This window comes from Streptomyces ardesiacus (assembly GCF_003112575.1).
Taxonomy (GTDB): domain Bacteria; phylum Actinomycetota; class Actinomycetes; order Streptomycetales; family Streptomycetaceae; genus Streptomyces; species Streptomyces ardesiacus.
The window spans coordinates 847,172-873,623 of record NZ_BEWC01000002.1 but is presented as its reverse complement, the minus strand read 5'-3'; the positions used below and the strand labels follow the sequence as shown (position 1 = coordinate 873,623).

The 26,452-nt window shown below is 73.9% G+C and carries 17 protein-coding genes; 7 read left to right on the top strand and 10 right to left on the bottom strand.

Annotation, left to right across the window (positions count from 1 at the left end):
- The first annotated feature begins 84 nt into the window (after positions 1 to 84).
- Positions 85 to 1,242 (top strand): C40 family peptidase, encoded by a 1,158-nt coding sequence (locus tag Sdi02f_RS10995; protein ID WP_108933168.1) that lies wholly within the window; start codon positions 85 to 87, stop codon positions 1,240 to 1,242.
- On the opposite strand, the gene Sdi02f_RS10990 is transcribed toward Sdi02f_RS10995, so the two are convergent.
- Genes Sdi02f_RS10990 through Sdi02f_RS10970 form a run of 5 tightly spaced genes read right to left on the bottom strand, consistent with a single transcriptional unit; the run spans position 1,206 to position 7,316 of the window.
- Complete coding sequence (locus Sdi02f_RS10990) at positions 1,206 to 2,468, bottom strand: styrene monooxygenase/indole monooxygenase family protein (protein ID WP_053637528.1); 1,263 nt, start codon at positions 2,466 to 2,468, stop codon at positions 1,206 to 1,208. The two genes, Sdi02f_RS10995 and Sdi02f_RS10990, sit on opposite strands and share 37 nt — an antisense overlap.
- A gap of 31 nt (positions 2,469 to 2,499) precedes the next feature.
- Positions 2,500 to 3,141 (bottom strand): GTP-binding protein, encoded by a 642-nt coding sequence (locus tag Sdi02f_RS10985; protein ID WP_030402787.1) that lies wholly within the window; start codon positions 3,139 to 3,141, stop codon positions 2,500 to 2,502.
- Positions 3,122 to 3,574, bottom strand: a complete 453-nt coding sequence (locus Sdi02f_RS10980; RefSeq protein ID WP_030402788.1) for a DUF742 domain-containing protein — start codon at positions 3,572 to 3,574, stop codon at positions 3,122 to 3,124. Before Sdi02f_RS10980 ends, Sdi02f_RS10985 begins: the two co-directional genes overlap by 20 nt.
- Entirely contained in the window at positions 3,571 to 4,071 is a 501-nt protein-coding gene (locus tag Sdi02f_RS10975; protein ID WP_030402789.1) for a roadblock/LC7 domain-containing protein, read from the bottom strand. Before Sdi02f_RS10975 ends, Sdi02f_RS10980 begins: the two co-directional genes overlap by 4 nt.
- Positions 4,068 to 7,316, bottom strand: coding sequence for a sensor histidine kinase (locus Sdi02f_RS10970; protein WP_108933167.1), 3,249 nt, complete (start codon positions 7,314 to 7,316; stop codon positions 4,068 to 4,070). Before Sdi02f_RS10970 ends, Sdi02f_RS10975 begins: the two co-directional genes overlap by 4 nt.
- Before the next feature lie 461 nt (positions 7,317 to 7,777).
- Between Sdi02f_RS10970 and Sdi02f_RS10965 the strand changes: the two genes are divergently transcribed.
- Positions 7,778 to 8,569 (top strand): protein phosphatase 2C domain-containing protein, encoded by a 792-nt coding sequence (locus Sdi02f_RS10965; RefSeq protein ID WP_108933166.1) that lies wholly within the window; start codon positions 7,778 to 7,780, stop codon positions 8,567 to 8,569.
- A gap of 43 nt (positions 8,570 to 8,612) precedes the next feature.
- On the opposite strand, the gene Sdi02f_RS10960 is transcribed toward Sdi02f_RS10965, so the two are convergent.
- On the bottom strand, positions 8,613 to 9,107 hold the full coding sequence (locus tag Sdi02f_RS10960; RefSeq protein WP_030402792.1) for a MarR family winged helix-turn-helix transcriptional regulator: 495 nt from the start codon (positions 9,105 to 9,107) through the stop codon (positions 8,613 to 8,615).
- Between the two features lie 246 nt (positions 9,108 to 9,353).
- On the opposite strand from Sdi02f_RS10960, the gene Sdi02f_RS10955 reads away from it, so the two are divergent.
- Positions 9,354 to 10,181 (top strand): lysozyme, encoded by an 828-nt coding sequence (locus tag Sdi02f_RS10955; protein WP_030402793.1) that lies wholly within the window; start codon positions 9,354 to 9,356, stop codon positions 10,179 to 10,181.
- A 79-nt stretch (positions 10,182 to 10,260) separates the two neighbouring features.
- On the opposite strand, the gene lon is transcribed toward Sdi02f_RS10955, so the two are convergent.
- Positions 10,261 to 12,684: an endopeptidase La gene (gene lon / locus Sdi02f_RS10950; protein ID WP_030402794.1), complete on the bottom strand. Its 2,424-nt coding sequence runs from the start codon at positions 12,682 to 12,684 to the stop codon at positions 10,261 to 10,263.
- A 176-nt stretch (positions 12,685 to 12,860) separates the two neighbouring features.
- On the opposite strand from lon, the gene Sdi02f_RS10945 reads away from it, so the two are divergent.
- The 4 genes from Sdi02f_RS10945 (at position 12,861) to Sdi02f_RS10930 (ending at position 19,631) form a co-directional block, all read left to right on the top strand.
- Positions 12,861 to 13,559 (top strand): spermidine synthase family protein, encoded by a 699-nt coding sequence (locus Sdi02f_RS10945; protein WP_108933165.1) that lies wholly within the window; start codon positions 12,861 to 12,863, stop codon positions 13,557 to 13,559.
- A 113-nt stretch (positions 13,560 to 13,672) separates the two neighbouring features.
- Complete coding sequence (locus Sdi02f_RS10940; RefSeq protein WP_003973686.1) at positions 13,673 to 14,407, top strand: response regulator transcription factor; 735 nt, start codon at positions 13,673 to 13,675, stop codon at positions 14,405 to 14,407.
- Positions 14,404 to 15,528: a sensor histidine kinase gene (locus tag Sdi02f_RS10935; RefSeq protein ID WP_030402796.1), complete on the top strand. Its 1,125-nt coding sequence runs from the start codon at positions 14,404 to 14,406 to the stop codon at positions 15,526 to 15,528. The genes Sdi02f_RS10940 and Sdi02f_RS10935 overlap by 4 nt, the downstream gene beginning before the upstream one ends.
- Positions 15,529 to 15,809: 281 nt before the next feature.
- On the top strand, positions 15,810 to 19,631 hold the full coding sequence (locus tag Sdi02f_RS10930; RefSeq protein WP_108933164.1) for a multifunctional oxoglutarate decarboxylase/oxoglutarate dehydrogenase thiamine pyrophosphate-binding subunit/dihydrolipoyllysine-residue succinyltransferase subunit: 3,822 nt from the start codon (positions 15,810 to 15,812) through the stop codon (positions 19,629 to 19,631).
- A 110-nt stretch (positions 19,632 to 19,741) separates the two neighbouring features.
- Here Sdi02f_RS10930 and fxsT read toward each other — a convergent pair whose 3' ends face one another.
- From fxsT to Sdi02f_RS10915, 3 genes are read right to left on the bottom strand one after another with little or no spacing between them, the layout of a single operon-like run.
- On the bottom strand, positions 19,742 to 23,191 hold the full coding sequence (gene fxsT / locus Sdi02f_RS10925) for an FxSxx-COOH system tetratricopeptide repeat protein (protein ID WP_108933163.1): 3,450 nt from the start codon (positions 23,189 to 23,191) through the stop codon (positions 19,742 to 19,744).
- Positions 23,188 to 24,510, bottom strand: coding sequence for a CHAT domain-containing protein (locus tag Sdi02f_RS36715; RefSeq protein WP_234436622.1), 1,323 nt, complete (start codon positions 24,508 to 24,510; stop codon positions 23,188 to 23,190). The genes fxsT and Sdi02f_RS36715 overlap by 4 nt, the downstream gene beginning before the upstream one ends.
- Positions 24,503 to 26,446 carry a magnesium chelatase gene (locus Sdi02f_RS10915; RefSeq protein WP_108933162.1) on the bottom strand — a complete coding sequence of 648 codons (1,944 nt, stop codon included), beginning with the start codon at positions 26,444 to 26,446 and terminating at the stop codon, positions 24,503 to 24,505. The genes Sdi02f_RS36715 and Sdi02f_RS10915 overlap by 8 nt, the downstream gene beginning before the upstream one ends.
- Positions 26,447 to 26,452 lie beyond the last annotated feature (6 nt).

The following is a 26,452-nucleotide window of genomic DNA, read 5'->3' as shown; positions in this document are numbered from 1 at the left end:
GCACACTCGCCGCGCGAAGCCCGCGGACCCGCCCCATGCTCGCCGTGCGGAGCGGACCCACCGCCCCGCACCGGAGGTGATGGTGTGTCAGGAAGGCTTCTGCGACGGGCGTGTACGGCGGCGCTCGCGGCCGGGATCGCGCTCGCGCCCGTACCCGCCGCCGCCGAACCCGCACCCGGCACGACCGGCGACCGCACCGTGGCCGGTCTGCTGACGGACCTTCAGCGGCTGTACCGGGAGGCGGAACGGGCGACCGAGACCTACAACGCCACCGAGGAGCGGCTGCGCCGGCAGCGCGCCGAGGTGCGCAGGCTGGACGCCGAGCTGGCCCGGGCCCGGCACTCCCTGAGCGACAGCCGGGGCGCGGCCGGACGGCTGGCCCGGCAGCAGTACCAGAGCAGCAGCGGCCTCTCCCCCTACCTGCGGCTGCTGCTGGCCCGCGACCCGCAGCACGCGGTCGACCAGGGGCACGTGATCGGCCGGCTGGCCCGCGAACGGGTCGAGACCGTGGGCCGCCTGACGGGTGCGGAGAAGAAGGCCGGGGAGCTGTCCCGGCGCTCGCGCGCGGCGCTGGCCCGGCAGACCGCCCTCGCCCAGCGCCAGGAGAAGGAACGCGACGGCGTGCGCGAACGCCTCGGCGCCGTCGAGGAGCTGCTCGCCTCGCTCACCCCCGACCAACTGGCCGCGGTGGCGGAGCTGGAGCGGAGCGGAGCGGCCGAGCAGCAGGAGCGCTTCCTGGCGTCCGGCGCGCTCGGCGACGACGCCAGGCCCTCAGCCGAGGGCGACCGGGCGGTGCGCTTCGCGGTGGAGCAGCTCGGCAAGCCCTACGAGTGGGGCGCCGAGGGCCCGGCGTCCTACGACTGCTCGGGGCTGACCTCGGTCGCCTGGCAGCGCGCCGGGACGCCCATCCCCCGGACCAGCCAGGAGCAGTGGGCGCGCCTGGAGCACGTGCCGCTGGACGCGCTGCGCCCCGGCGACCTGGTCGTGTACTTCCCCGAGGCCACCCACGTCGCGCTGTACCTGGGCGACGGCATGGTGGTCCAGGCGCCGCGCCCCGGTGCCGCCGTCAAGGTGTCGCCGATCGCCGCCAACCCGGTCCTGGGCGCCGTGCGCCCCGACCCGGACGGGGAGCCGGTAGGGCGCTACACGCCTCCGAGGCTCCCCCCGGGGGCCGCGGACGGGTCGGACGAGGGGTACGCGGACTCCTACGCGCCGGCCGCGCCGGAGACCTCCGCCAGGTAGCTCTCCGTCTTCGCCGGGTCGTAGAAGAAGTTCTCGAAGTCGGACGGGTCGTCGAAGCCGTTGGCGACGCGGTCGGCGATGGGCTGGAGCCGGCCGGCGGCGCCGAACAGGTTGAGGATGTGCTCCGGCGGCGGGGCGAGCATGGTGTTCGTCCACTTGGTGACGTGCCGGGCCGTCTCCCAGTAGCGGTCGAAGGTCTGCTGCATCCAGGCCTCGTCGAACTCCTTGTCCCCGTGCTCGATGATCGAGGCGAGGTAGGAGGCGGCGCACTTGGAGGCGGAGTTGGAGCCCTGCCCGGTGATCGGGTCGTTGGCGACGACCACGTCGGCGACACCGAGGACGGCACCGCCGCCGGGGAGGCGGCCGACCGGGTTGCGGACGGTGGGGGCGTAGCGGCCGGCCAGGGTGCCGCCGGCGTCGGTCAGTTCGACCTTGGTGGCCCGCGCGTACTCCCAGGGGAGGAACTTCTCCATGAGTTCCAGGGTCAGGGAGAGGTGCTCCGAGGGGTCCTTGACGTCCTTGAAGGCGTCGAGCGGGCCGCCGGGTATGCCCTCCCAGAACAGGATGTCGGCGCGGCCCGAGGTGGTGAACGTCGGCATGATGAACATCTCGCCGACGCCCGGCACCAGGTTGCAGCGCACGGCCTCCGTCTCCGGGTGCTCCGGGCGCGGAGCCATCCCGTGGACGTAGGCGACGGCGAGGGCGCGCTGCGGCTCGCTGTACGGGGACCGCTCCGCGTCGCGGCCGAACATCTGGACCAGCTCGCCCTTGCCCGCCGAGACCAGGACGAGGTCGTAGGCGCGGGAGAAGTAGTCCAGGTCGCCGACGGCCGCGCCGTGGATGACCAGTTGGCCGCCGCGCTGGGCGAAGGTCTCCATCCAGCCGGCCATCTTCACCCGCTGGTCGACCGACTGCGCGAAGCCGTCGAGGCGCCCGAGCCAGTCGATCGCGCGCTGCGAGGGGCCCGGGTCGAAGGAGCCGGGGGCCGCCACCGAGACGCCGAGTCCCTGGATCTTCGGGGCCTGGGACTCCCAGAAGTTCAACTGGAGATCGCGCTCGTGCTGGAGTGCCGTGTGGAACATGCACTGCGTCGACATGACCCGGCCGGTGCGGATCTCGTCCGCGGTCCGGTTCGACATCAGGGTGACCTCGTAGCCGTGCGACTGCAGGCCGAGGGCGAGCTGGAGACCGGACTGGCCGGCTCCGACGACGAGTATCTTCCGCATGCGGTTCTTCCGTCTCCTACTCGGGGTTCGTCTACTCGGGTGTTTCGTCGAGCGCGTGGCCCACGAGGGACAGGAGGGTCTCGATGGCCGAGATCCGACGGCGCGCGTCCATGATCATTACAGGTATGTGCGCGGGGATCGTCAACGCCTCCCGCACGTCCTCCGCCTCGAACAGCTCGCTGCCGTCGAAGTGGTTGACCGCGACGACGTACGGCAGGCCGCAGCTCTCGAAGTAGTCCAGCGCCGGCCAGCAGTCCTTCAGGCGCCGGGTGTCCGCCATGACGACCGCGCCGATCGCGCCGCGCACCAGGTCGTCCCACATGAACCAGAACCGCTGCTGGCCCGGCGTGCCGAACAGGTAGAGCACCAGGTCGTCGTCGAGCGTGATGCGGCCGAAGTCCATGGCCACGGTGGTGGTGAGCTTGTCCGGGGTGGCGGTGAGGTCGTCGGTCTCCTCGCTCGCCTCGGTCATCAGCGCCTCGGTCTGCAGGGGCGTGATCTCCGAGACGGCGGTGACCAGCGTGGTCTTGCCGACGCCGAACCCTCCCGCGACGACGATCTTCGTGGCGACCGGAGCGCGGGTGGGGTCCGTCTGCCAGGGTTGTACGGGCCCGTCGGTGTCGACGAGCGGGGAGACGCCGGAGACGGCGGCGTCAGAGACGACGGAGTCCACTGAGCACCCTTTCGAGCAGAGCGCGGTCCGGGCGGCCCGTGCCGTGGCCGGTCCCGGTGCCGTACACACGGATCTTTCCCTGGTCCGCCAGGTCGCTGATGAGGACGCGGACCACACCGAGCGGCATCTTCAGCAGCGCGGCGATCTCGGCCACCGTACGCATGCGGCGGCACAGTTCGACGATGGCCCGCATCTCCGGCATCACGCGGGAGGTGAGGCCGCCGTTCGTCAGCTCCTTGCGCTCCTCGGCGGCTTCGAGCGCGGCGGTGCCGGCCGTGGCGCCGACGAACGTCTCCACGAGCAGGACGTGGCCGAAGCGGGTGCGGCCCCCGGTGAGCGAGTAGGGGCGGACGCGGGCGGGTCTGCGGTCGGCGCCCCGCACGGGGAGGCTTCCCCGGCCGTTCTTCGGGCGTTTTCCGGGACTGCTGCTCATCGGGCGCTCCCCGTCGGCTCGGACTCCAGGGACTTCCGCAGTTCGCTGCGGAGTTCGGGGGTCAGGACGTGGCCGGCGCGGCCGACGAAGAGCGCCATGTGGTACGCCACGACGCTCATGTCGCACTCCGCGGAGCCGTGCACGCCGAGCAGCGAGCCGTCGCTGATCGACATGACGAACAGGCTGCCCTCGTCCATCGTGACCATCGTGTGCTTCACGGTGCCGAAGTCCATCAGCCGGGCGGCGCCGACGGTCAGGCTGCCCACGCCGGAGACGACGGTGGCGAGGTCGGCGGCCGAGCCGCGCGGGCCCGTCCGGGTCTCGCGGACCTGCCGGGCCTCCTCGTTGCGGCCGGGGTCGGAGGACAGGAGCAGGAGCCCGTCGGAGGAGACCACGGCGACCGACCGGATGCCGGGCACCTCCTCGACGAGGTTGGTCAGCAGCCAGTGGAGATTGCGGGCTTCACTGCTCAGTCCGAAGGTACTGGGAGCGGTCAACTGCTTGCCTCCTCGACAGTGCCCCCCGTTGCTTCTTCGGTTGTGTCCGCCGCGGTCTCCGGCGTCCGGTTCGCTCCGGTGCGGTCGGCGATCTCCGCCTCCACGTCCCGGCGGCCGGCCTCCGCCCCCCGGCGGAACCCGCCCAGGCGCCGGCGGAGCGCGTCGGCGTCCACGGACCCCGACGTGCGCGGGTGCGGCACCGCGGCGGGGGTGGTGAGCTTCGGGGTCCGCTTGGGCAGGCCCTTGTCGGTGACAGGCTCGGCGGGCGGTTCGGGTTCGGCACGCGGTCCCGGTCCGGCGTCCGCGCCGGGCGCCTGCGGGGTGTCCGACTCGGCGGGAGTGCCGGGTCCCTCCGCCGGGTCCGGTGCGTCGTCCGGCGTGCGCGCCGCGCCCTCGTCCGGGGTGCGGGCGTGGGCATCGGGACCGATGGCGTACGGGTCGGAGGCGGGCTCCGGCCGGTTCTCGGGGGCGGCGAGGGCCGGGAGGAAGAGCGCCATCGTGGCGTCGTCGGGGAGGTCGCTGCCGGGGGCGGCACCGTCCCCGGGGGCCGCCGCGTCCCGGCGGGGCTCCTGCGGGGCGGGCCGGTCCGCCTGTGCGGTCTGCCGGTCCGGTGCGGGGGCCTCGGGGCGGCCGGGGGCCGCCGGGCGGGTGGCGTCGTCCGCACCCGGGTCCTCGGCGCGCGCGGGTGCCGGGTCCGTGGTCGCGCCGCCCTGGCGCTCCGGGCTCGCGGTGGCCCGGCCGGCGGTCTCCGGGGCGTCCGGGGCGTCCGACGGCACCGGTTGCGTGGCGGCGACGTCGGCGCCGGCCTCGTCCCGGTCCCGGTCCCACTCCTGCTCCTGCTCCTGCTCCGCGAGGGGCGTGTCCTTCCCCGGTTCCCCGCCGGACGCCTCCGCCTCGGCGCGGCGTACGGCTTCCTCCGCCGAGGCCACCAGCGGGTCGGTGCCGGGCTCCTGGTCCGGGGCGGGGTCCTCGCCGGCGCCCGGGGCCGCCTGTTCCGCCTTCTCCGCCCGCCCGTGCAGGACGTTGGAGTTGGCCTCCGCGTCCGCGCCGGGCAGCGTGAAGGAACCGGTGCCGTCGGACACCGGCACGGTCGGGGCCAGCGCGGCCGGCGGGGCCTCCGCGAGAAGCGGGGAGGGGAGCACGACGACGGCCGCGACGCCGCCCTGCTTCTGCTCCCGCAGCCGCACCCGCGCCCCGTGCCGGTGGGCGAGCCGGGCGACGACGTAGAGGCCGAGCCCGAGGCCGTCCTCGCCCTCCTCGCCCTCCCGCTCGTACGGCGCCTCCGGGTCGAAGTCGGTGAGGCGGGCGTTGAGCCGCTGGAGGCGTTCGGTCGTCATGCCGATGCCCTCGTCCTGGACGGAGAGCATCACCTCGCCGTTCTCCAGCAGCCAGCCGGAGACCTCGACGGGCAGGTCGGGCGGCGAGAAGGAGGTGGCGTTCTCCAGCAGTTCGGCCAGCAGGTGGGAGAGGTCGTCGGCGGCGAACCCGGCCACGTGGGCGTGCGGCGGCAGCGCGGCGATCCGCACCCGCTCGTACCGCTCGATCTCGCTGACCGCGGCCCGGACCACGTCGACCAGCGGCACCGGCGAGGCGCTGTGCTGGACGTGCTCGGTGCCGGCGAGGACGAGGAGGTTCTCGCTGTGCCGGCGCATGACCGTGGCGAAGTGGTCGAGCTTGAACAGGGTGGCGAGCCGGTCCGGGTCCTGCTCGCGCTCCTCCAGGTTCTCGATGACGGCGAGTTGCCGCTCGACCAGGCCGAGGGTGCGCAGCGCGAGGCTGACGAAGGTGGAGCCGATGCTCTTGCGCACCGTCTCGAGCCGGGCGGCCGACTCGGCGAGTTCGGCGCGCAGTTCCTCGCGGGCGTCGGCCATCTTCTGCCGCTGGCCGACGAGGTGCTTGCGGTCGGACTCCAGCGTGGCGACCCGTCCGGCGAGCGTGGCGGCGTGCGCGTGCAGGGCGTTGACGGAGCGGACGACCTGCGCGAACTCGTCGTTGCGGCCGGTGAAGGCGACCGGCTCCTCGGCCGTCGGGTCCTCCGCGCCGGCCAGCCGGGCCGAGCCCCGGCGCAGGACCGACAGCGGGCGGGTGAGGGTGCGGGCCAGGGCGGTGGCGATGCCGACGGCGAGCAGGACGAGGGCGCCGAGGACGGCGATCCGGATCTCCAGCGCGGTGACGTCGTCGTCGCGGAGCTGCTCCAGCGCCTTGACGCGCTTCTCGTACAGGGCGGACTCCGCGCCGCGCATCGCGTCGACGCGGGCGGAGAGCGCGGCGTCCAGCCGCTTGGTGCTGGTGCGCAGGTCGCCGTCGGAGAGCGTCGGCTCGTCGGTGAGGCCGGCGAGGTACTTCTCGGCGCTGTTCACGTCGGGCCCGGCGACGGTGGCGTCGAAGCTGCTCCGCGCCTCCTTGGGGGCGCCCTCGCGGAAGTCGGCGAGGGCGGCGTCGGAGCGGACCCGGGCCTGCTGGGCGGCGGCGGAGAGCGCGTCGCGCTGCTTGGCGTCGGCCTCCGAGGCGGTCGACGTCTCGGTCGGCAGGCCGGTGATCGGGTCGATGACGGTCTGGGTGGTGCTGGGCACGTTGAGGGCCGCGAGCAGCAGACCGCGGGTGGCGGCGGCCTGCTGGACGGCGGTGTCCAGTTCGGCGAGGGCGTACGCGCCGGCGCCCGCGCGGGGCGGCATCTCCTCGCCCAGCTTCTCGGCCAGGGCGTGGAGTTCGGTGATCGCCTCCGAGTACGCCTCGTGGGCCTCCAGCGCGGTGCTCTTGCCGCTGAGGGCCGCCCGGCGCAGCGCCGCGACGGCGTCGAGGTCCTCGCGCAGGGAGGCGGGCATGTCGGGGTCGGTGCGCAGTTCCTCGACCTGGCGGTCGACGCGGGCGCTGCGCTGCTCGGAGGGCGCCTTGGACTTGGGGCGGCCGGCCGCGATGTAAGGGGTGACCTCGTCGCGCTCGTCGGCGAGGGAGTGGGCGAGGGTCAGCGCGCCCTGGGTCTGCTCGGCGAGCGTCACCAGTTCCTGGGAGTCGTGCAGTTGCCCGGAGGCGGCCAGGACCGAGGGCGCTCCCGCCCCGGCGACGGCGGCCGCCACGACCGCCACGGCGACGATCAGGCGGTTGCGTACGTGGGTGGGACGCCCCTTGCCGACGGGTGCCTCCGGCGGCGGAGGGGTGGAGTTCCCGGCGGTGCCGGAGGTGTGCTCCGCGCTCCCCGCGGGGGCCGTCTGCTTGCCTGTGCGACGAGGCCGCGTCTTCTGCACCGGTGCTCGCATTCCTGACTCGTGTACCCGTGGGCCGGGTGGCGCTCCGTCAACTGGCCGGTCGGGGGCGCGTCCACCCTCCGCCGGACGCTGGGCCGCCCGTCCGCCGGCAGCGCGTCGGGCGGGGAGACCGCGTGAGCGGGGCAGGGCCCCCACCGGTTCCCGACCCTCCCAGTGCCGGTGGGCGGTGAGCGCGCATCATCCGACCCGCCACCCGAAGGAGTGAACCCCGGAGGGGAGTTGAGGGGCAAGTTCCCCCGGCTCGTGCCGGGCGGTCGCCCGGCGAGCCGGTTGGACGTCTGCGAGCGGCGGTGGCACTATGTGCCGCCACGTGCCGCCCGGGGACCGAATTCCACCCCAAATCCGGCGCCTGACCTGCGCCGCCGCGTCGATTCCGGGAGAATCCGGGGAAGATGCCAGCCTCGTGCGAAGGCCGTGAAGGGGTCGTGCAGACTGGCCGGATGCGTACGGAACTCGTCTCGGAACCAGGCCTCGCCGAACGGCCCAACGAGGACTTCGCGAGCGTCGGACTACCGGCCTCGGGACGGGGTGGTTCGCTCGTCGTGCTGGACGGCGTGACCCCGCCACGGACCGCGACGGGATGTCTGCATTCCGTGCCCTGGTTCACGGCGCGCCTGGGTGGCGCACTGACCGAACTGACCGTTTCACTCCCGGATCTCCCCCTCGTCGAGGTCCTGTCCCGTGCCGTTGCCCGTACCGCGGCGGCGCACGCCGACACCTGTGACCTTTCTCACCCGCGCACGCCGCAGGCGACCGTCGTCCTCGCCCGCTGGTCCCCGGCGGCGGTCGAGTACCTGGTCCTGTCCGACTCCGCCCTGCTCCTGGAGGCCCCCGACGGCACCGTCACGCCGGTCCTGGACGACCGGCTGGCCCGGCTGCCCCGCTCGGCGCTGGCGACCGACGCGATGGTCGACGCCCGCCTGCGCAACAAGGAGGGCGGTTTCTTCACCGCGGCGGCCGATCCCTCGGTGGCGGCGCGGGCGGTGACGGGGACGCTGCCTCGTGAGGAGGTGCGGACGCTGGTGGCGCTGACGGACGGGGCCGCGCGGTGGGTGGAGACGTTCGGCGAGGGCGACTGGGCGGACTGCCTGGCACTGGTGCGCAAGCAGGGCGCGCAGGCCCTGGTGGACCGGGTGCGGGAGCTGGAGCGGGCGGACGCGGCGGGTGAGCGGGCGTTCCTCGGGCGCGGCAAGACGCACGACGACGCGACGGTGGTCTACGCCGAGTTGTGAAGCCCCGCCCCGCCCCGCCCGGCCTGCCCGGCCCGGCGAGGTGCTACTTCTCCATCCCCCGATTGAGTTCGTGCAGCAGCCGGGCCAGTTCGGTCACCTCGCGCCGGTCCCAGTCGGCGAGCCGGCGGGCGTACCGGGCGCGGCGCGCCTCGCGGACCCGGCCGACGCGTTCCTGGCCCTCGGGGGTGAGCGTGACCAGCCAGGCCCGGCCGTCGGCGGGGTCGGGCTCGCGGGCGACGAGCCCGAGTTCCTCCAGGGCGCGCAGCTGGCGGGACATCGTCGCCTTGCCGACGCCGATGAAGGCGGCGAGGTCGGTGGCGCGCTGGCCGCCGCTCTCGCCGAGCCGGACCAGCAGTCCGTACGCGGACGACTCCAGGTCGGGGTGGACCTCCCGGGCCATCTCGCCCTGGTTGGCCCGGGCCCGCCGCAGCAGGACCGTCATCTCCCGTTCCAGGGCGAGGAACTCCGGCTGGTGCACACCGCTGCCGGACAGGTGGGATTCAGCTCCGTGACCGCCGCCGTTCGCGTCTTCGTGCACGTCAGCCCCTGCCTCGTTTTCTGGGTTTTCCGGTCCTGAAAGTTTCCGCCGCCGGCCGCCATCGCCGCAGCTCGCCAAGTATTTCGCAGGCTTAGACCAACGGCGGCCGCCGGTCCCTCTTCCCACCCCTCGTTCTACGTGCGTAGAGTCTTCACCGGACCCCCGGATGGCATGCGCACGCCATCCCGGGGTTCTCCCCACCAGCGCATCCCCCACCGAGCACCACCGAGCCATCGGAGGCACGTCATGCTCGTGCACAGACCCGGATCGGTCCGTGGCCGGCGCTTCGCCGTCACCGGGATCCTGCTCGCCGCGTTCTCCCTCGTGTTCACCCTTCCCGCCGACGCCGCGTCGTCCGCGGACGTCCCGCCCCGCGGCTCGGCCCACATGGGCATGGGCGTCGCGGCCCACGACGGCGAACACGGCACCCCCGTCCCGGGCCGCGCGGCCCAGACCGAGGGCGTGGACGTCTCCAGCCACCAGGGCAACGTGGCCTGGTCGACCCTGTGGAACAGCGGGGTCAAGTGGGCCTACGTCAAGGCCACCGAGGGGACGTACTACACCAACCCCTACTTCGCCCAGCAGTACAACGGCTCCTACAACGTCGGCATGATCCGCGGCTCGTACCACTTCGCCACCCCGGACACGACGAGCGGCGCCGCGCAGGCCAACTACTTCGTCGACCACGGCGGCGGCTGGTCCAAGGACGGCAAGACGCTGCCGGGCGCGCTCGACATCGAGTGGAACCCCTACGGCGCCACCTGCTACGGCAAGTCGCAGAGCGCGATGGTGTCCTGGATCAGCGACTTCCTGAACACGTACAAGGCCCGCACCGGCCGGGACGCCGTGATCTACACGGCCACGAGCTGGTGGACCCAGTGCACCGGCAACTACGGCGGCTTCGCCGCCAACAACCCGCTGTGGGTCGCCCGGTACGCCTCGACGGTGGGCACGCTGCCGGCCGGCTGGGGCTACTACACGATGTGGCAGTACACGTCGTCCGGCCCGACGGTCGGCGACCACAACAAGTTCAACGGCGCGCTGGACCGCGTCCAGGCCCTCGCCAACGGCTGACACCCCGCCCCGCGCGCGGCGAAGGCCCGGACTCCGAGCGGAGTCCGGGCCTTCCCCTTTCCTCGTCCGGCCGCGCCCGTCACGCCGCGACCGGAACCTCCTGCCCGGCGCCGTTGGTCGCCGGTGCGAGCGCCAGCTCCAGCACCTGGCGGACGTCGGTGACGGCGTGGACGTCGAGCTTGTCCAGCACCTGGGCCGGGACGTCGTCCAGGTCGGGCTCGTTGCGCTTGGGGATGATCACCGTGGTGATCCCGGCCCGGTGCGCGGCGAGCAGCTTCTGCTTGACCCCGCCGATCGGGAGCACGCGCCCGGTCAGCGAGACCTCGCCGGTCATCGCCACGTCGGTGCGCACCAGCCGGCCGGAGAGCAGCGAGGCGAGGGCCGTGGTCATGGTGACGCCGGCGCTCGGGCCGTCCTTGGGGACCGCGCCGGCCGGGAAGTGGATGTGCGCTCCCCGGTCCTTCAGGTCGCCCACCGGCAGTTCCAGTTCGGCGCCGTGGCTGCGCAGGAAGCTCAGGGCGATCTGCGCCGACTCCTTCATCACGTCGCCGAGCTGACCGGTCAGGGTCAGCCCCGCCGCGCCCGTCTCCGGGTCGGCCAGCGACGCCTCGACGTACAGGACGTCGCCGCCCGCGCCGGTGACCGCGAGGCCGGTGGCCACGCCCGGCACCGCCGTGCGCCGCTCCGCCGGGTCCTGGGCGGACTCGGGCACGTGGTGCGGCCGTCCGATCAGGCCGCGCAGGTCGCTCTCGGTGACGGTGAACGGCAGCTCCCGTTCGCCCAGTTCGTGCTGGGCCGCCACCTTGCGCAGCAGCCGCGCGATGGACCGCTCCAGGGTGCGCACGCCCGCCTCGCGGGTGTACTCGCCCGCCAGCTTGCGCAGCGCGCCCTCGTCGACGGTGACCTCGCCGGCGTCCAGTCCGGCCCGCTCCAGCTGGCGCGGGAGCAGGTGGTCGCGGGCGATGACGACCTTCTCGTCCTCGGTGTAGCCGTCGAGGCGGACCAGCTCCATCCGGTCGAGCAGGGCCTCGGGGATGGCCTCCAGGACGTTGGCGGTGGCCAGGAAGACCACGTCGGACAGGTCGAGTTCGACCTCCAGGTAGTGGTCCCGGAAGGTGTGGTTCTGGGCCGGGTCGAGGACCTCCAGCAGGGCCGCGGCCGGGTCGCCGCGGAAGTCGGAGCCCACCTTGTCGATCTCGTCGAGCAGGACGACCGGGTTCATGGACCCCGCCTCCTTGATCGCCCGCACGATCCGGCCGGGCAGCGCGCCGACGTACGTGCGCCGGTGGCCGCGGATCTCGGCCTCGTCGCGGACGCCGCCGAGGGCGACGCGGACGAACCTGCGGCCCATCGCGTGGGCGACGGACTCGCCGAGCGAGGTCTTGCCGACGCCGGGCGGGCCCACCAGGGCCAGGACGGCGCCCCCGCGCCGGCCGCCGACGACGCCGAGGCCCCGGTCGCCGCGCCGCTTGCGCACGGCCAGGTACTCGGTGATGCGCTCCTTCACGTCCTCCAGGCCCGCGTGCTCGGCGTCGAGCACGGCCTGGGCGCCCCGGATGTCGTAGGCGTCCTCGGTCCGCTCGTTCCAGGGCATCTCCAGGACCGTGTCGAGCCAGGTGCGGATCCAGGAGCCCTCGGGCGACTGGTCGGAGGACCTCTCCAGCTTGTCGACCTCCTTGAGCGCGGCCTCGCGGACCTTCTCCGGCAGGTCGGCGGCCTCGACCCGGGCGCGGTAGTCGTCGGACTCCTCGCCCTCCTGCTCGCCGTTGATCTCGCGCAGTTCCTTGCGGACGGCTTCGAGCTGGCGGCGCAGCAGGAACTCCCGCTGCTGCTTGTCGACGCCCTCCTGGACGTCCTTGGCGATGGTCTCCGCCACGTCCTGCTCGGCGAGGTGGTCGCGAAGCTGCTGGGTGGCGAGCTTGAGACGGGCGACCGGGTCGGTGGTCTCCAGCAGCTCGACCTTCTGCTCGGTGGTCAGGAAGGGCGAGTAACCGGAGTTGTCGGCGAGCGCGGACACGTCGTCGATGGCCTGGACCCGGTCGACGACCTGCCAGGCGCCGCGCTTGCGCAGCCACGCGGTGGCGAGCGCCTTGTACTCCTTCATCAGCTCGGCGACCTGGCCGGGCAGCGGATCGGGGACGGTCTCGTCGACCCGGGTGCCCTCGACCCAGAGCGCGGCGCCGGGGCCGGTGGTGCCGGCGCCGATCCGCACCCGGCCCCGGCCGCGGATCAGGGCGCCCGGGTCGCCGTCGGCGAGGCGGCCGACCTGCTCGACCGTGCCGAGGACGCCGGTCGCGGCGTGGGTGCCGTCGATGCGCGGGACGAGGAGGACGCGGGGCTTGCCGGGCTCGGACCTGGCGGCGGCCTGCGCGGCCTCCACCGCGGCCCGCACCTCGGCGTCGCTCAGGTCCAGGGGGACGACCATTCCGGGCAGGACCACTTCGTCGTCGAGCGGCAGCACGGGCAGGGTGAGCGGTGTGAAGGCGGCGGACTCAGCAGCCATGATCTCCCCTTCGGCAGTCAAGTTGAGTTACATCGACTCAATGAAAGCGAGCCCGGGATTGTTCCCCCCACCGTGTTCGCTCTGAGCGATCATGCGCCGGGGGCGCCTCCCGCCCACGGGACAGCACCGCCGGACCGAGCGGCATTCCTGCGCCGGGCGGGTGCCAGGATGGGCCGATGCCCCTCACCTCTCACCACGACCCCGACGCCCCCGAGGTGCTGGACCGCCGCGAGGGTCCGTACGGCGAGGTGGTCCTGCGCCGGCACGGACCCCTCCTGCAGATCATCGCGAACGGCTGCTTCCTGATGGACACCTCCGACGGGCGTTCGGAGCGGCGCCTGATCGACGCGGCGGCCGACGCGCTGGCCGCCTCCGGCGGGCGGATCGCGCCGCATCTGCTCGTCGGCGGACTCGGCGTCGGCTTCTCCCTCGTCCACGCGGCCGCCGACCCCCGCTGGGGCCGGATCGCGGTCGTCGAACGCGAGCCCGCCATCATCGACTGGCACCGCACCGGCCCCCTGGCCGCGCTCTCCGCCGACGCGCTGGCCGACCCCCGCGCGGAGATCGTCGAGGCGGACCTGGTCGAGTACGTCAATGAGACTTCCGACACGTACGACGCCCTGTGCCTCGACATCGACAACGGCCCCGGGTGGACCGTCACCGAGGGCAACGACGGGCTGTACGCGCCGTCCGGACTGGCGGGCTGCGCACGGCTGTTGAGGCCCGGCGGGGTGCTGGCCGTATGGTCCGCGCAGCCCTCTCCGGAATTCGAAGAAACCTTGCGTAATGCCGGTTTCCAGCAGGTGCGTACCGAAGAGATCCCCGTTGCCCGGGGCGTTCCGGACGTCGTGCACATCGGCGTCGGGCCTGGATAGCAAAGGCGCGGTGACTCCCCGTACGCTGCTGCCCTGGCGCGGATCATTCAAGCGTCAAGCGCAGTCATGGGATCACCCCACGGATTCCGGAAAGCACACCTCAGGGGCGGGCGATGGAGCAGACACAGACCTCCCACAACGGCACGGCCACCCAGGGCGCCCAGCGCCGGGTCCTGGTGGTCGAGGACGATCAGACGATCGTGGACGCCATCGCGACCCGCCTGCGCGCCGAGGGATTCCTGGTGCAGACGGCGGGCGACGGTCCGTCCGCCGTCGACACGGCCGAGGCGTGGCAGCCCGACCTGCTCATCCTCGACATCATGCTGCCCGGCTTCGACGGCCTGGAGGTCTGCCGCCGCGTGCAGGCCCAGCGGCCGGTGCCGGTGCTGATGCTCACCGCGCGCGACGACGAGACGGACATGCTGGTCGGCCTCGGCGTGGGCGCCGACGACTACATGACCAAGCCGTTCTCGATGCGCGAGCTGGCCGCCCGCGTGCACGTGCTGCTGCGGCGGGTCGAGCGGGCCGTGGTGGCCGCCTCGACCCCGCGCAGCGGCATCCTGCGCCTGGGCGAGCTGGAGATCGACCACGCGCAGCGCCGGGTGCGGGTGCGCAGCGAGGACGTGCACCTCACGCCGACCGAGTTCGACCTGCTGGTCTGCCTGGCGAACACCCCCCGCGCGGTGCTCTCCCGCGAGCAGCTGCTCGCCGAGGTCTGGGACTGGGCGGACGCCTCCGGCACCCGGACCGTGGACAGCCACATCAAGGCGCTGCGCCGCAAGATCGGCGCCGAGCGCATCCGCACCGTGCACGGCGTGGGCTACGCCCTGGAGACGCCGACCCCATGAGCCGGGGACGGGAGACCGCACGCAGGAGCCCCGGCCCCCGGAAGACCGGGGATCCCTGGCGCGGCGTACGCCCGTTCTCGATCAAGACCAAGCTGGGCGCGCTCGTCGTCACGTCGGTGCTGATCACCACCGGCCTGTCGGTGATAGCGGTGCACACCAAGACCGAGCTGCGCTTCATCACGGTGTTCTCGATGATCGCCACGCTGCTGATCACGCAGTTCGTGGCGCACTCGCTGACCGCGCCGCTGGACGAGATGAACGCCGTCGCCCGCTCCATCTCGCACGGCGACTACACCCGCCGGGTGAGCGAGAACCGCCGCGACGAGCTGGGCGACCTGGCCGTCACCATCAACCGCATGGCCGACGACCTGGAGGCCCAGGACCTCCAGCGCAAGGAGCTGGTCGCGAACGTCTCGCACGAACTGCGCACCCCGATCGCGGGCCTGCGCGCGGTGCTGGAGAACATCGTCGACGGCGTCACCGAGGCCGACCCGGAGACCATGCGCACGGCGCTCGGGCAGACCGAGCGGCTCGGCCGGCTGGTGGAGACCCTGCTGGACCTCTCCCGCCTGGACAACGGCGTCATTCCGCTGCGCAAGCGGCGCTTCGAGGTGTGGCCCTACCTCGCGGGCGTACTGAAGGAGGCCAACATGGTCGCCTCGGCCCGCGCGGGCATCGCCTCCGGCTCCGGCAGGCACACCCGCACCGACGTCCACCTGGCCCTCGACGTCTTCCCCGGGGACCTCACCGCGCACGCCGACCCCGAGCGCATCCACCAGGTCGTCGCCAACCTCATCGACAACGCGGTCAAGCACAGCCCGCCGCACGGCCGGGTGACGGTGCGGGCGCGGGCCGGGGAGCTGCCCGAGTCGCTGGAGCTGGAGGTGCTCGACGAGGGTCCGGGCATCCCGCGTTCGGAGTGGCGACGGGTGTTCGAGCGGTTCAACCGGGGTTCGGTGTCGCGGCCGCACGGTCCGGGCAGCGACGGAGGCACCGGTCTGGGGCTCGCGATCGCGCGCTGGGCGGTGGATCTGCACGGCGGCCGGATCGGAGTGGCCGAATCCGAGCGGGGCTGCCGGATTCTCATCACTCTTCCGGGCCTGCCGTCGCGGTCCGGTTGACGTAGGGTTCACAGCGGAGCACCAAGATCCACTGCATCCGCGCTGGCGGACACGTGTGATCAGGCACAGGCCCGCGTTTTCGAGGCGCCGGGTCGCGGTCTCCCGATCCCTCACGCAACAGAACCTGGCTTGTTTCCCGCCATTTCCAGCGCTGAAACGCGGTCTGTGATGTGACTTACGCGACGATGAACGGGCCCGGACTGACCTTCCGGTGCCGGTAGGCGTAGCCTTGATTCCCGCTGTCCACCATCCTTGTGAAGCGGAAGAGGGCGGTTCTCGCCGTGTCGCCACAGTCCCCCAGTAACTCGAGCATCTCGACCGACACCGACCAAGCGGGCACCACGGGTAAGAACCCCGCGGCCGCCTTCGGTGCCAATGAGTGGCTCGTCGACGAGATCTATCAGCAGTACCTCCAGGACCCGAACTCCGTGGACCGAGCCTGGTGGGACTTCTTCGCCGACTACAAGCCCGGAGCCGCGGCCCAGCCGGCCGCCGGCACGGCGACCACGGACTCCGGCAGCACGCCGCAGGCCGCACCCGCCCCGCAGGCCGCGGCCCCCGCCCAGCCGAAGGCGGCCGCCCCGGCCCCCGCTCCCGCGAAGCCGGCCGCGCAGCCCGCCGCCGCAGCGCCCGCCGCCCCGGCCGCCAAGCCCGCCCCCGCGCCGGCCGCCGAGCCCGCCGCCAAGCCGCAGGCGAAGGCCGCCGCGCCCGCCAAGGACGCCGCTGCCGCCCCCGAGGGCCCCGAGCTGGTGACCCTGCGCGGCCCGGCCGCCGCGGTCGCGAAGAACATGAACGCCTCGCTGGAGCTGCCCACGGCCACGTCCGTGCGCGCGGTCCCGGTGAAGCTGCTGTTCGACAACCGCATCGTCATCAACAACCACCTCAAGCGCGCCCGCGGCGGGAAGATCTCCTTCACGCACCTGATCGGGTACGCGATGGTGCAGGCCATCAAGGCCATGCCGTCGATGAACCACTCGTTCGGCGAGAAGGACGGCAAGCCGACCCTGGTCAAGCCGGCCCACATCAACCTCGGCCTCGCCATCGACCTGGTCAAGCCCAACGGCGACCGCCAGCTCGTCGTCGCGGCGATCAAGAAGGCCGAGACGCTGAACTTCTTCGAGTTCTGGCAGGCCTACGAGGACATCGTCCGTCGCGCCCGCGACAACAAGCTGACGATGGACGACTTCACCGGCGTCACCGTCTCCCTGACCAACCCCGGCGGTCTCGGCACCGTCCACTCCGTGCCGCGCCTGATGCCCGGCCAGTCGGTCATCCTGGGCGTCGGCTCCATGGACTACCCGGCGGAGTTCCAGGGCACCAGCCAGGACACGCTGAACAAGCTCGGCATCTCGAAGGTCATGACGCTCACGTCGACCTACGACCACCGGGTCATCCAGGGCGCCGCCTCCGGCGAGTTCCTGCGCCAGGTCGCCAACCTTCTCCTCGGCGAGAACGGCTTCTACGACGAGATCTTCAAGGCGCTGCGCATCCCCTACGAGCCGGTCCGCTGGCTCAAGGACATCGACGCCTCGCACGACGACGACGTCACCAAGGCCGCCCGCGTCTTCGAGCTGATCCACTCCTACCGGGTCCGCGGCCACGTCATGGCCGACACCGACCCGCTGGAGTACCAGCAGCGCAAGCACCCCGACCTGGACATCACCGAGCACGGGCTCACCCTGTGGGACCTGGAGCGCGAGTTCGCGGTCGGCGGCTTCGCCGGCAAGTCCCTGATGAAGCTGCGCGACATCCTCGGCGTGCTGCGCGACTCGTACTGCCGCACCACCGGCGTCGAGTTCATGCACATCCAGGACCCGAAGCAGCGCAAGTGGATCCAGGACCGCATCGAGCGCTCGCACACCAAGCCGGAGCGCGAGGAGCAGCTGCGCATCCTGCGCCGGCTGAACGCGGCGGAGGCCTTCGAGACCTTCCTGCAGACCAAGTACGTCGGCCAGAAGCGGTTCTCCCTGGAGGGCGGCGAGTCCGTCATCCCGCTGCTCGACGCGGTCATCGACTCGGCCGCCGAGTCCCGCCTGGACGAGGTCGTCATCGGCATGGCCCACCGCGGCCGGCTGAACGTGCTGGCCAACGTGGTCGGCAAGTCGTACGCGCAGATCTTCCGCGAGTTCGAGGGCAATCTCGACCCGAAGTCGATGCACGGCTCCGGCGACGTGAAGTACCACCTGGGCGCCGAGGGCACCTTCACCGGCCTGGACGGCGAGCAGATCAAGGTCTCGCTGGTCGCCAACCCCTCGCATCTGGAGGCGGTCGACCCGGTCCTGGAGGGCGTCGCCCGCGCCAAGCAGGACATCATCAACAAGGGCGGCACGGACTTCACCGTCCTGCCGGTGGCGATCCACGGCGACGCGGCCTTCGCGGGCCAGGGCGTGGTGGCCGAGACCCTGAACATGTCGCAGCTGCGCGGCTACCGCACCGGCGGCACGGTCCACGTCGTCATCAACAACCAGGTCGGCTTCACCGCCGCCCCGGAGTCCTCGCGCTCCTCGATGTACGCCACCGACGTGGCCCGCATGATCGAGGCCCCGATCTTCCACGTGAACGGCGACGACCCGGAGGCCGTGGTCCGCGTCGCGCGGCTCGCCTTCGAGTTCCGCCAGGCGTTCAACAAGGACGTGGTGATCGACCTCATCTGCTACCGCCGCCGCGGTCACAACGAGTCGGACAACCCGGCCTTCACCCAGCCGCTGATGTACGACCTGATCGACAAGAAGCGCTCGGTGCGCAAGCTCTACACCGAGTCCCTCATCGGTCGCGGCGACATCACCCTGGAAGAGGCCGAGCAGGCGCTCCAGGACTACCAGGGCCAGCTCGAGAAGGTCTTCACCGAGGTCCGCGAGGCCGTCTCGCAGCCGACGGCCGCCGAACCGTCGGACCCGCAGGCCGAGTTCCCGGTCGCCGTGAACACCGCGGTCAGCGCCGAGACGGTCAAGCGGATCGCCGAGTCCCAGGTCAACATCCCCGACCACGTCACCATCCACCCGCGCCTGCTGCCCCAGCTGCAGCGCCGCGCCGCGATGGTCGAGGACGGCACGATCGACTGGGGCATGGGCGAGACCCTCGCCGTCGGCTCCCTCCTCCTGGAGGGCGTCCCGGTCCGCCTCACCGGCCAGGACTCGCAGCGCGGCACCTTCGGCCAGCGCCACGCGGTCGTCATCGACCGCGAGACGGGCGACGAGTTCACGCCGCTGCTGTACCTGTCCGAGGACCAGGCCCGGTACAACGTCTACAACTCCCTGCTCTCCGAGTACGCGGTGATGGGCTTCGAGTACGGCTACTCGCTGGCCCGCCCGGACGCGCTGGTGATGTGGGAGGCGCAGTTCGGCGACTTCGTCAACGGCGCGCAGACGGTCGTGGACGAGTTCATCTCCTCGGCCGAGCAGAAGTGGAACCAGACCTCCGGCGTCACCCTGCTCCTGCCGCACGGCTACGAGGGCCAGGGCCCGGACCACTCCTCGGCCCGCCCGGAGCGGTTCCTGCAGCTGTGCGCGCAGAACAACATGACGGTCGCGATGCCGACCCTGCCGTCGAACTACTTCCACCTCCTGCGGTGGCAGGTGCACAACCCGCACCACAAGCCGCTGGTGGTCTTCACCCCGAAGTCGATGCTGCGCCTGAAGGCGGCGGCCTCGAAGGCGGAGGAGTTCACCACGGGTCAGTTCCGCCCGGTCATCGGCGACGAGTCGGTCGACCCGGCCGCCGTCAGGAAGGTCGTCTTCACCGCGGGCAAGGTCTACTACGACCTCGACGCCGAGCGGAAGAAGCGCGGCCTGACGGACACGGCGATCATCCGCATCGAGCGCCTGTACCCGCTGCCGGGTGCCGAGCTCCAGGCGGAGATCGCCAAGTACCCGAACGCCGAGAAGTACCTGTGGGCCCAGGAGGAGCCGGCGAACCAGGGTGCCTGGCCGTTCATCGCGCTCAACCTGATCGACCACCTGGACCTGGCGGTCGGCGCCGACGTCCCGCACGGCGAGCGCCTGCGCCGCATCTCGCGCCCGCACAGCTCGTCCCCGGCCGTCGGTTCCGCCAAGCGGCACCAGGCCGAGCAGGAGCAGCTGGTGCGTGAGGTCTTCGAGGCCTGACCCGTCGGCCGTGCCCGGCTGACACCGGCCACGGCGGCGACGCGCAGGGCCCGGCCCCGGAACACTCCGGGGCCGGGCCCTGCGGCGTTGTGGGGGTGCGCGTGCGCCGGTCAGGTCCGCTGGGGTTCGAAGTCCCAGAAGGGAGCGCGCCGGGCACGGGCCGACAGGGTGCGCGGATGCCGGGGGCCGAGGGCGGCGGCCAGTCCCTCCAGGGCCTCGCGCTCCACCGCGTCGGCCTGCCCGCGCCGCCCGCGCACCCGCAGTTCGCAGGCGAGGGCCACCTCCGCGGACAAGGTGAACGGATGGGCGGCGCCGAGGACGCGCGCCGCCGTGCCCGCCGTGGCCCGGCTCAGAGCGAGGGCACGGTCCGCCTCCCCCGCGTTCCCGTGCAGCACCGCCGCGTTGAGAGCGCAGCCCAGCGTCCACGGATGGTCGTGCCCCACGGCGGCGTCCATGCCGGCCAGCGCGTCGTCGGCGAGGGCGGCCGCACGGTCGCCCTCCCCCGCCCGGTGCAGCAGCAGGGCGTGGTTGGCGCGGGCCCCCGCGGCGTAGGGGTGGCCGGCGGTGAGCGTCTCCTCGTAGCGGCCGACGACGCGCTCGCTCAGCGCCCGGGCCGGGTCGAGGTCCCCCTGCTCCCGGGCGAAGCAGCTCAGGCTCGCGGTGAGCATCAGCACCAGGGGGTCGCTGTCGCCCAGCACCCGCTCCCCCAGCTCCAGTGCATGCCCGGCGTGGTGCGCCGCCTCGTCGGTGTCGCCCGCGGCGCAGTGGCACAGCGCTAGGTTGTGGGCGGCGAGCAGGGTCTGCCGGTGGTGGGCGCCCAGTGTCTCGCGGACCAGCCGCCAGTTGGCGTCCTGCCGCGACAGGGCCTCCCCGTGCCGGCCGAGGAGCCGGAGGTCGACGGCGCAGGTGGTCTCCGAGCCCAGTGTCCACGGGTGCCGGTCCCCGAGCACCCGGCGGCGCTCGCCCAGGGTGGGCAGGTCGACGTCCAGGGCGTCCGCGTAGCGGCCCAGCAGCCGCAGCGAGGCGCCCACGTTGTTCTGCGCGTTGAGGGTGCGGGTGTCCTGGTCGCCGAGGAGTTCGCGGTACCCGTCGAGCACCCGCCGGGAGATCTCCAGGGCCTCCGTGTAGTGCCCGAGTCCGCGCAGGTCGGCGGCGAGTCCGCCGAGGGCCCGCAGCAGGACGGGGTCGCGTTCGCCCCGCTGCTCGCTCAGGTGCCGCACGGCCGCCCGCTCGATCTCCATCGTCCGGTGGAAGTCCCCCGCCGCCCGCAGCAGGTTGGCGTAGTGGTGGGTCAGTTCCCACAGCAGGGGGTGCTGGTCGCCCAGCAGCGCACGCCAGATCCGGGTGGCGTGGCCGCCGAGCCGGACGCCCGCTCCGTACTCGCCCGACAGGTACAGGTAGCGCAGGCAGTCCAGGACCAGCGTCTGCACGGCCTCGTCGGTGCTCGCGAGGACGTCGGCGTACTTGAGGTGCGGCACGATCTCGGCGTACCGGGGCCACTGTTCGGGGGCCGAGGGCCGGCCGCGGCCGGCCGCCGCCAGGGCCCGCCGTACGACGTCGACGAGGTCGCGGCGGGCCTCCTCCGGCATGGCCTGGTGCGCCATCTGGTGGACGACCCGGTGCACGTACAGGTTCTCGTGCTCCGGTTCGTCCGGGTCCGTCTCGACCCGGACGACGGAGTGCCGTCGCAGGTGGCCGACGGCCCGGTCCCACAGCCGGGGGTCGGTGAGCAGTCCGGCCACGGAGTCGGGCAGCCCGTCGTGCGGCATGCCGCGCAGCAGGTGGACGGGGACGAGGCCGGGGGCGAAGAAGGTGCACAGCCGGAGCAGGACGACGGACTCCGGGGCGCTCTCGCGCAGTTCGGACAGCAGGATCGACCAGGCCGTCCGGAAGGCCGGCGGGAAGTCGTCCGCCACGGTCCGCGCGTCGCCCCCGGTGCCGTCGCCGTCCGCGAGCAGCGCCAGGTACTCGTCCACCGAGCGGTCCGCGTCGCTCAGCCAGCCCGCCGTCTGGGCGAGCAGCAGCGGCAGGTCGCCCAGGGCCTCGGCGAGCCGGCCGGCCTCGTCCCGTGTCGGTCCGGGCGCCCGGCGGCGGAGGAAGGCGATCGACTCCTCGCGGGTGTACACGGGGACTTCCAGCAGCCCGCTGCCGTAGCGGCCCCACTCCGGGTTCCGCGAGGTGACCAGGACGTGCCCCGGGCCGGCCGGCACCAGGTCCTCGATCTCCTCGGGCTCGTCGGCGCCGTCCAGGACCAGCAGCCAGCGGGAGTACGGCTCGCCGCGGTGCAGCGCGTCCCGTACCGCGCGCAGCCGTTCCCCGTACTCCTGGCCGGTCCGCAGGCCCAGTCTGGGGGCGAGGTCGGCCAGTTGGCGGCGGCAGCCGGCCCGGTCCTGCGCGTTGACCCACCACACCACGTCGTACTCGGGGCCGAGCCGGTGGGCGTACTCGGTGGCGAGCTGCGTCTTGCCCACCCCGGACATCCCGTGCAGCGTCAGCCTCCCCGTGCCCGGCCCCGGACGGCCCAGCAGGTCGTGCACCTCGTCCAGCAGGGCCTCGCGGCCGGTGAACCGGGTGTTGCGGCGCGGTACGGCGCCCCACACGCCGGGTGCGTCCGCCGGGAACCGCGGCCGGGGCCCGGCCTGCGCCGCGTCCTCGGCCACCGGCTCGGACGGCAGGCCGAGCCGCTCCAGCAGGCGCCGCTCGGCCTCCTCGGCGCGCACGCCGTGCAGGGTGGCGGGCGCCAGGAGGGAGACCTCCGGCGGGAGCGCGGCCCCGGTGACCGACACGGCGGCGAACCGGGACGGGTCGGGGGCGACGACCTCGCGCAGGGCGGCGTTCCACTCGTCGTGCGCGTGCGTTCCGTGGCCGAAGTAGGGGGTGTCCAGGACGAGCAGGGCCCGCCCGGGCGCGAGGGTCAGGTCGCGCAGCAGGGCCGCCGGGGGGACGTCGGCCGGGGAGCCCCGGCGCAGCGGCGCCACCCGCACCCCGCGCCGCTCCAGCCGGTCCCCGATCCAGGCCGCCCAGGCCCGGTCGAGACCGGCGAAGCTGATCGTGACCGTCTGCCGGTCCGGGCCGGCTGCTACGGCGGCCGGGGGCCGGTGCGGCCGGGGCGCCCGCGGTACGGGCGGCGGTGCGGGTCCGTCCGGGACCGGCGCCGCCGCGTCGCCGGTGGCCTCGCGTATCTCGCAGCGCAGCTCCGCCTTGCGGACCGGCACGCCCCACTGGTTGCTGACGGTCAGCCACAGCGAGGCGGGCCCCAGGCCCGTGCCCGCGGAGACCCGGAACCGCGCGGGGCCGTAGGTGCCGCCGAAGCGGTGCAGGACGAGGTTCGGTGCGCCCAGGGCGGAGCAGTCGAAGTGCGGGGCGCCGTCCAGGGTGACGGTGAAGGTGAACTCCTCCTCGGCGTAGGGCCACGGGGCCGGTGTGCCGTCCGGGGCGGGGAGGGGGCCGCGCAGGTCGACGGTGACGAGGTAGTCGCCCCCGGCCTCCGCCCGCCGGGGCCACGCGACGACGGGCTCGATCAGCAGCGGCGGCCCGGAGGGTCCTGCGGCGGCGCTCACCGGCCGCCTCCCCCCTCGGTGCCGGGCGCGTCCACCGCGGTGAGCCGCAGCGCCGTCCCCGGATGCCCGTAGTAGTGGAACATGAACGCGTACAGGAGCCGCAGGACCCGTTTCTGGCCCACGACGTCGACCTGTCCGTCATCGTTGCGGACCCGCGGCAGCTCCGCCAGGGACCCGAACTCCTCCAGGGCCCGCACCCGGAAGTCCCGCAGCGTGCGCACCACCGGGCGGCGGGGATGCCCGGCCACCTCGCGCACCAGGCGCCGCGCCAGCGCCCGGGCCTCCAGGTCTCCGACCTTCCCGGAGCTGACGATGCAGCCGCCCGCGCCCTTGCGCAGGAACAGCTCCGCGAATCCCCGCAGCGCCTCCTCGCCCTGGGCCCGGTTGTCGACGAACCGCCCGGAGTCGCAGGCGTTGAGGCAGACCAGCGAGCCGTCCCGGCGCAGCACCGACATCGGTTCGCCGTTCAGCTCGGCCCAGGTGCGGTTGCCGAGGGTGAGGCCCGGCACGGCGTCGCCGTAGGTGCCGTGGCAGCCCAGGTAGACCAGTCCGGTGCGGTCGGCCTCGGTGTCGAGGTCGCTGAGGAAGGGGGTCATGCGCCGGTGCAGCCGGTGCGCGTACGACGTGAAGACGCGGCCGTCGTCCGCCATGTCCTGGTGGAGGTAGCCGAGCACCCGGCCGTGGCAGTCGCCGGTCTCGGCGGGCAGGCCGTCCTGGCTCAGGTCCCGCACGGTCGTCCAGCGGGCCACGGCGATCAGCGCCCCCAGCGGCCCGCCCGCCAGGCCCAGTACGGCGTCCTCGGGCAGCAGGAGCAGCTCCCAGGGCAGGTCGTACCCGGTGTCGTCCCACACCACCAGGCGCAGTCCCTCGCCGTGCCGGGCGCGGATCCGGTTGATCCAGTGGGCGAGTTCGTACTGGTTGTCCGACCACAGGCGGATGCCCCGCAGCACCTCCGAGGGGTAGTGCGCGTCGCCGTCCTGCCGCAGCCGGGCGAGGCTGACGGCGGGCGCGGGGCGGCGGGTGGGCCCGGCCGCGCAGGTCACCGACAGGTCGCCGCACCAGCCCTGCAGCCGGTATCCCGGCACCCCGTCGGCCCCGTCGGCCCGCAGGACGCGCAGCACGGCGAAGCCGTCCTCCAGGCGGGCGCCGGGGCGTGCGTCGGTGCCGCCGAGCCCTGCGGGCGGCTCCTGCGCCCGGCGCAGGTTCAGCACGGACGCTGCGGGGCGGCGGGCCACGGCCCTCAGTCCCGGCAGGGCCGCCCGGAGCCCGGCGGTGCCGTTGACCGGGAGTCCGCCGGGCCCGCGTCTCGCTTCACCCACCGGCGGCCTCCGTCCCGGGCCCCCGGCGCCCGTCGACGACGATCGCCCCGAGCCGGTCGGCGAGGACGTACGGCAGGTCGCCGTAGGGCTCCCGGCCGGGGTCGACGACCGCGACGTGCAGCCGCGTCCGGTCCATGGCCCCGATCCGGGACGCGGCCTCCACCGCGTCCTCGACCCCCGCGGCGGCCACCTCCCCGTCGGTCCGCCCGGTGTGGCCGGCCCGCAGCGGGACGTTGCCGCGGCCGTCGGTCACGACCACGAGCCACGCCTCCGCCGGCCCGGTGCCCTGCCGGCGCAGCAGCCGGCGCAGCGCCTGCGCCGCGAGTTCGACGCCGTGGGCGAGCGGCGTCGCCCGCCCGGCCCGGCGGTGCAGCGCGGCCGGCACCCGGGGGTCCAGGACGCCGCGGGCCGTGAAGGAGCCGGCGCGCAGTTCGTCGGCCGCGTCCGCCGCGCCGACCTCGATCACCTGGACCGTGGCCCGGCTCGTGTACGCCCACTGCAGGAAGGGGGCGAGGACCTCGGGCCAGTTTCCGTCCCCGGCCCGGCAGGTGTGGTCCAGGAGCAGCACCAGGACCCGCTCGGGGGCGGCGGCGCGCACGTTGCTGTGCAGGTCGACGGGCGAGACGGTGAACCGTTCGGTGCGCCGGGCCCGTTGGTGCACGGCGGCCTCGCGGACCGTGCGGACGTGGGCGATGTCCCGCAGGTCCGTGGCGCGGCGGGTGCCGATCACGGTGCCGCGGGTGGAGACGGGCCCGGTGGTGCGCCGCCGGGGACTGCTCAGCGGCACGGCGTCGCGCACCGCGGCCGGTTCGTCCTCCGGGTAGGGGCTCCCCGCGGCCGGGGAGGGTGCGGCGCCCGGTGCGGTGCCGATCCCCTCGGCGGGTCCGGTGTCCCGCAGCGCCCGGGCGCCGTCGCGGGTCCGGGGCCGGCCTCCCCCGCCGCTGCCGTGGCGTTCCGGGAGGGTGCCGGGCGGGCCGGCCGGTTCCGGACCCGTGCCGGGCGGCTCGGGGTCGCTCTCCGCGCGCTCCGGCGCGCTCTGCGGCACGGACACGCCGATGAGCCGGGCGGCGTCGTCGGTGTGGCCGGCCGAGGCCGACGGGGCGCCGTCCAGGGCCGCGAGGGTGCGGGCGAGCCGCAGCAGGGCCAGTTCCCGGCGGACTCCCGCGTCGGGCCCGAGCAGGTCCCGCGCCCGGCCGATCGCCGCGTCGTCCACGGACACGGGCCCGATGCCCCGGCCGGACGCCGGACGCCGGGTATCCGCCAGCCCCGCGAGCAGCGCCTCCCGCGCCTCTGCCGCCCCCGGCTCCTGGAGTGCCCCGCCCGGGGCGGGCAGCCGCAGTCCCGCCACCGACAGCCGCAGGGCGAACCGGTCCAGCAGGTGCCGGCTCACCCGTCCCACGTCGGCGCTGCGGCAGACGGCCAGCCAGCGCGCCCGGGGCCGGACCGTCCGGCGCGGGCCCCCGCGTTCGACGGTCACGACGTCGGCGCCGAGGAGTTGCACCGCTGCCCGCATCCCGGCGACGCTCAGCCGCGCGAGGTCGGGCACCACGACCAACGGCGGTGCCCCGTCGGCGTCGTCCCCCTCGGTCAGCGGGCCGGGCCCGGTGCGGACGGTGATGCCGTGCTCGCCGCCGCGGATCCTGGTGCGGGTCCACAGGTCCTCGTCCCGGTCCGCGGCGCCCAGCACGAGCGGCGGGCGCGCCGGTTCGTCGGCCCCGGCGAGGACGGCCCCGAACACCCGGGCGACCGGATCGACGAGCCGGGGGTCCAGGTCGAGGAGCAGCACCCCGGACAGGGCGGGCTCGGCGGCCGCGCAGACCAGGGCGAGTCCGAGCCGGTGCGCCGGGTCGTCGTGCGGGACCGCGCCGGTGGGGGCCGCGCCCCGGGCCGGTGGCGGGTCCGGTGGGGTGGGCGGGTCGGGCGCAACGGCTGCCATCCCCGG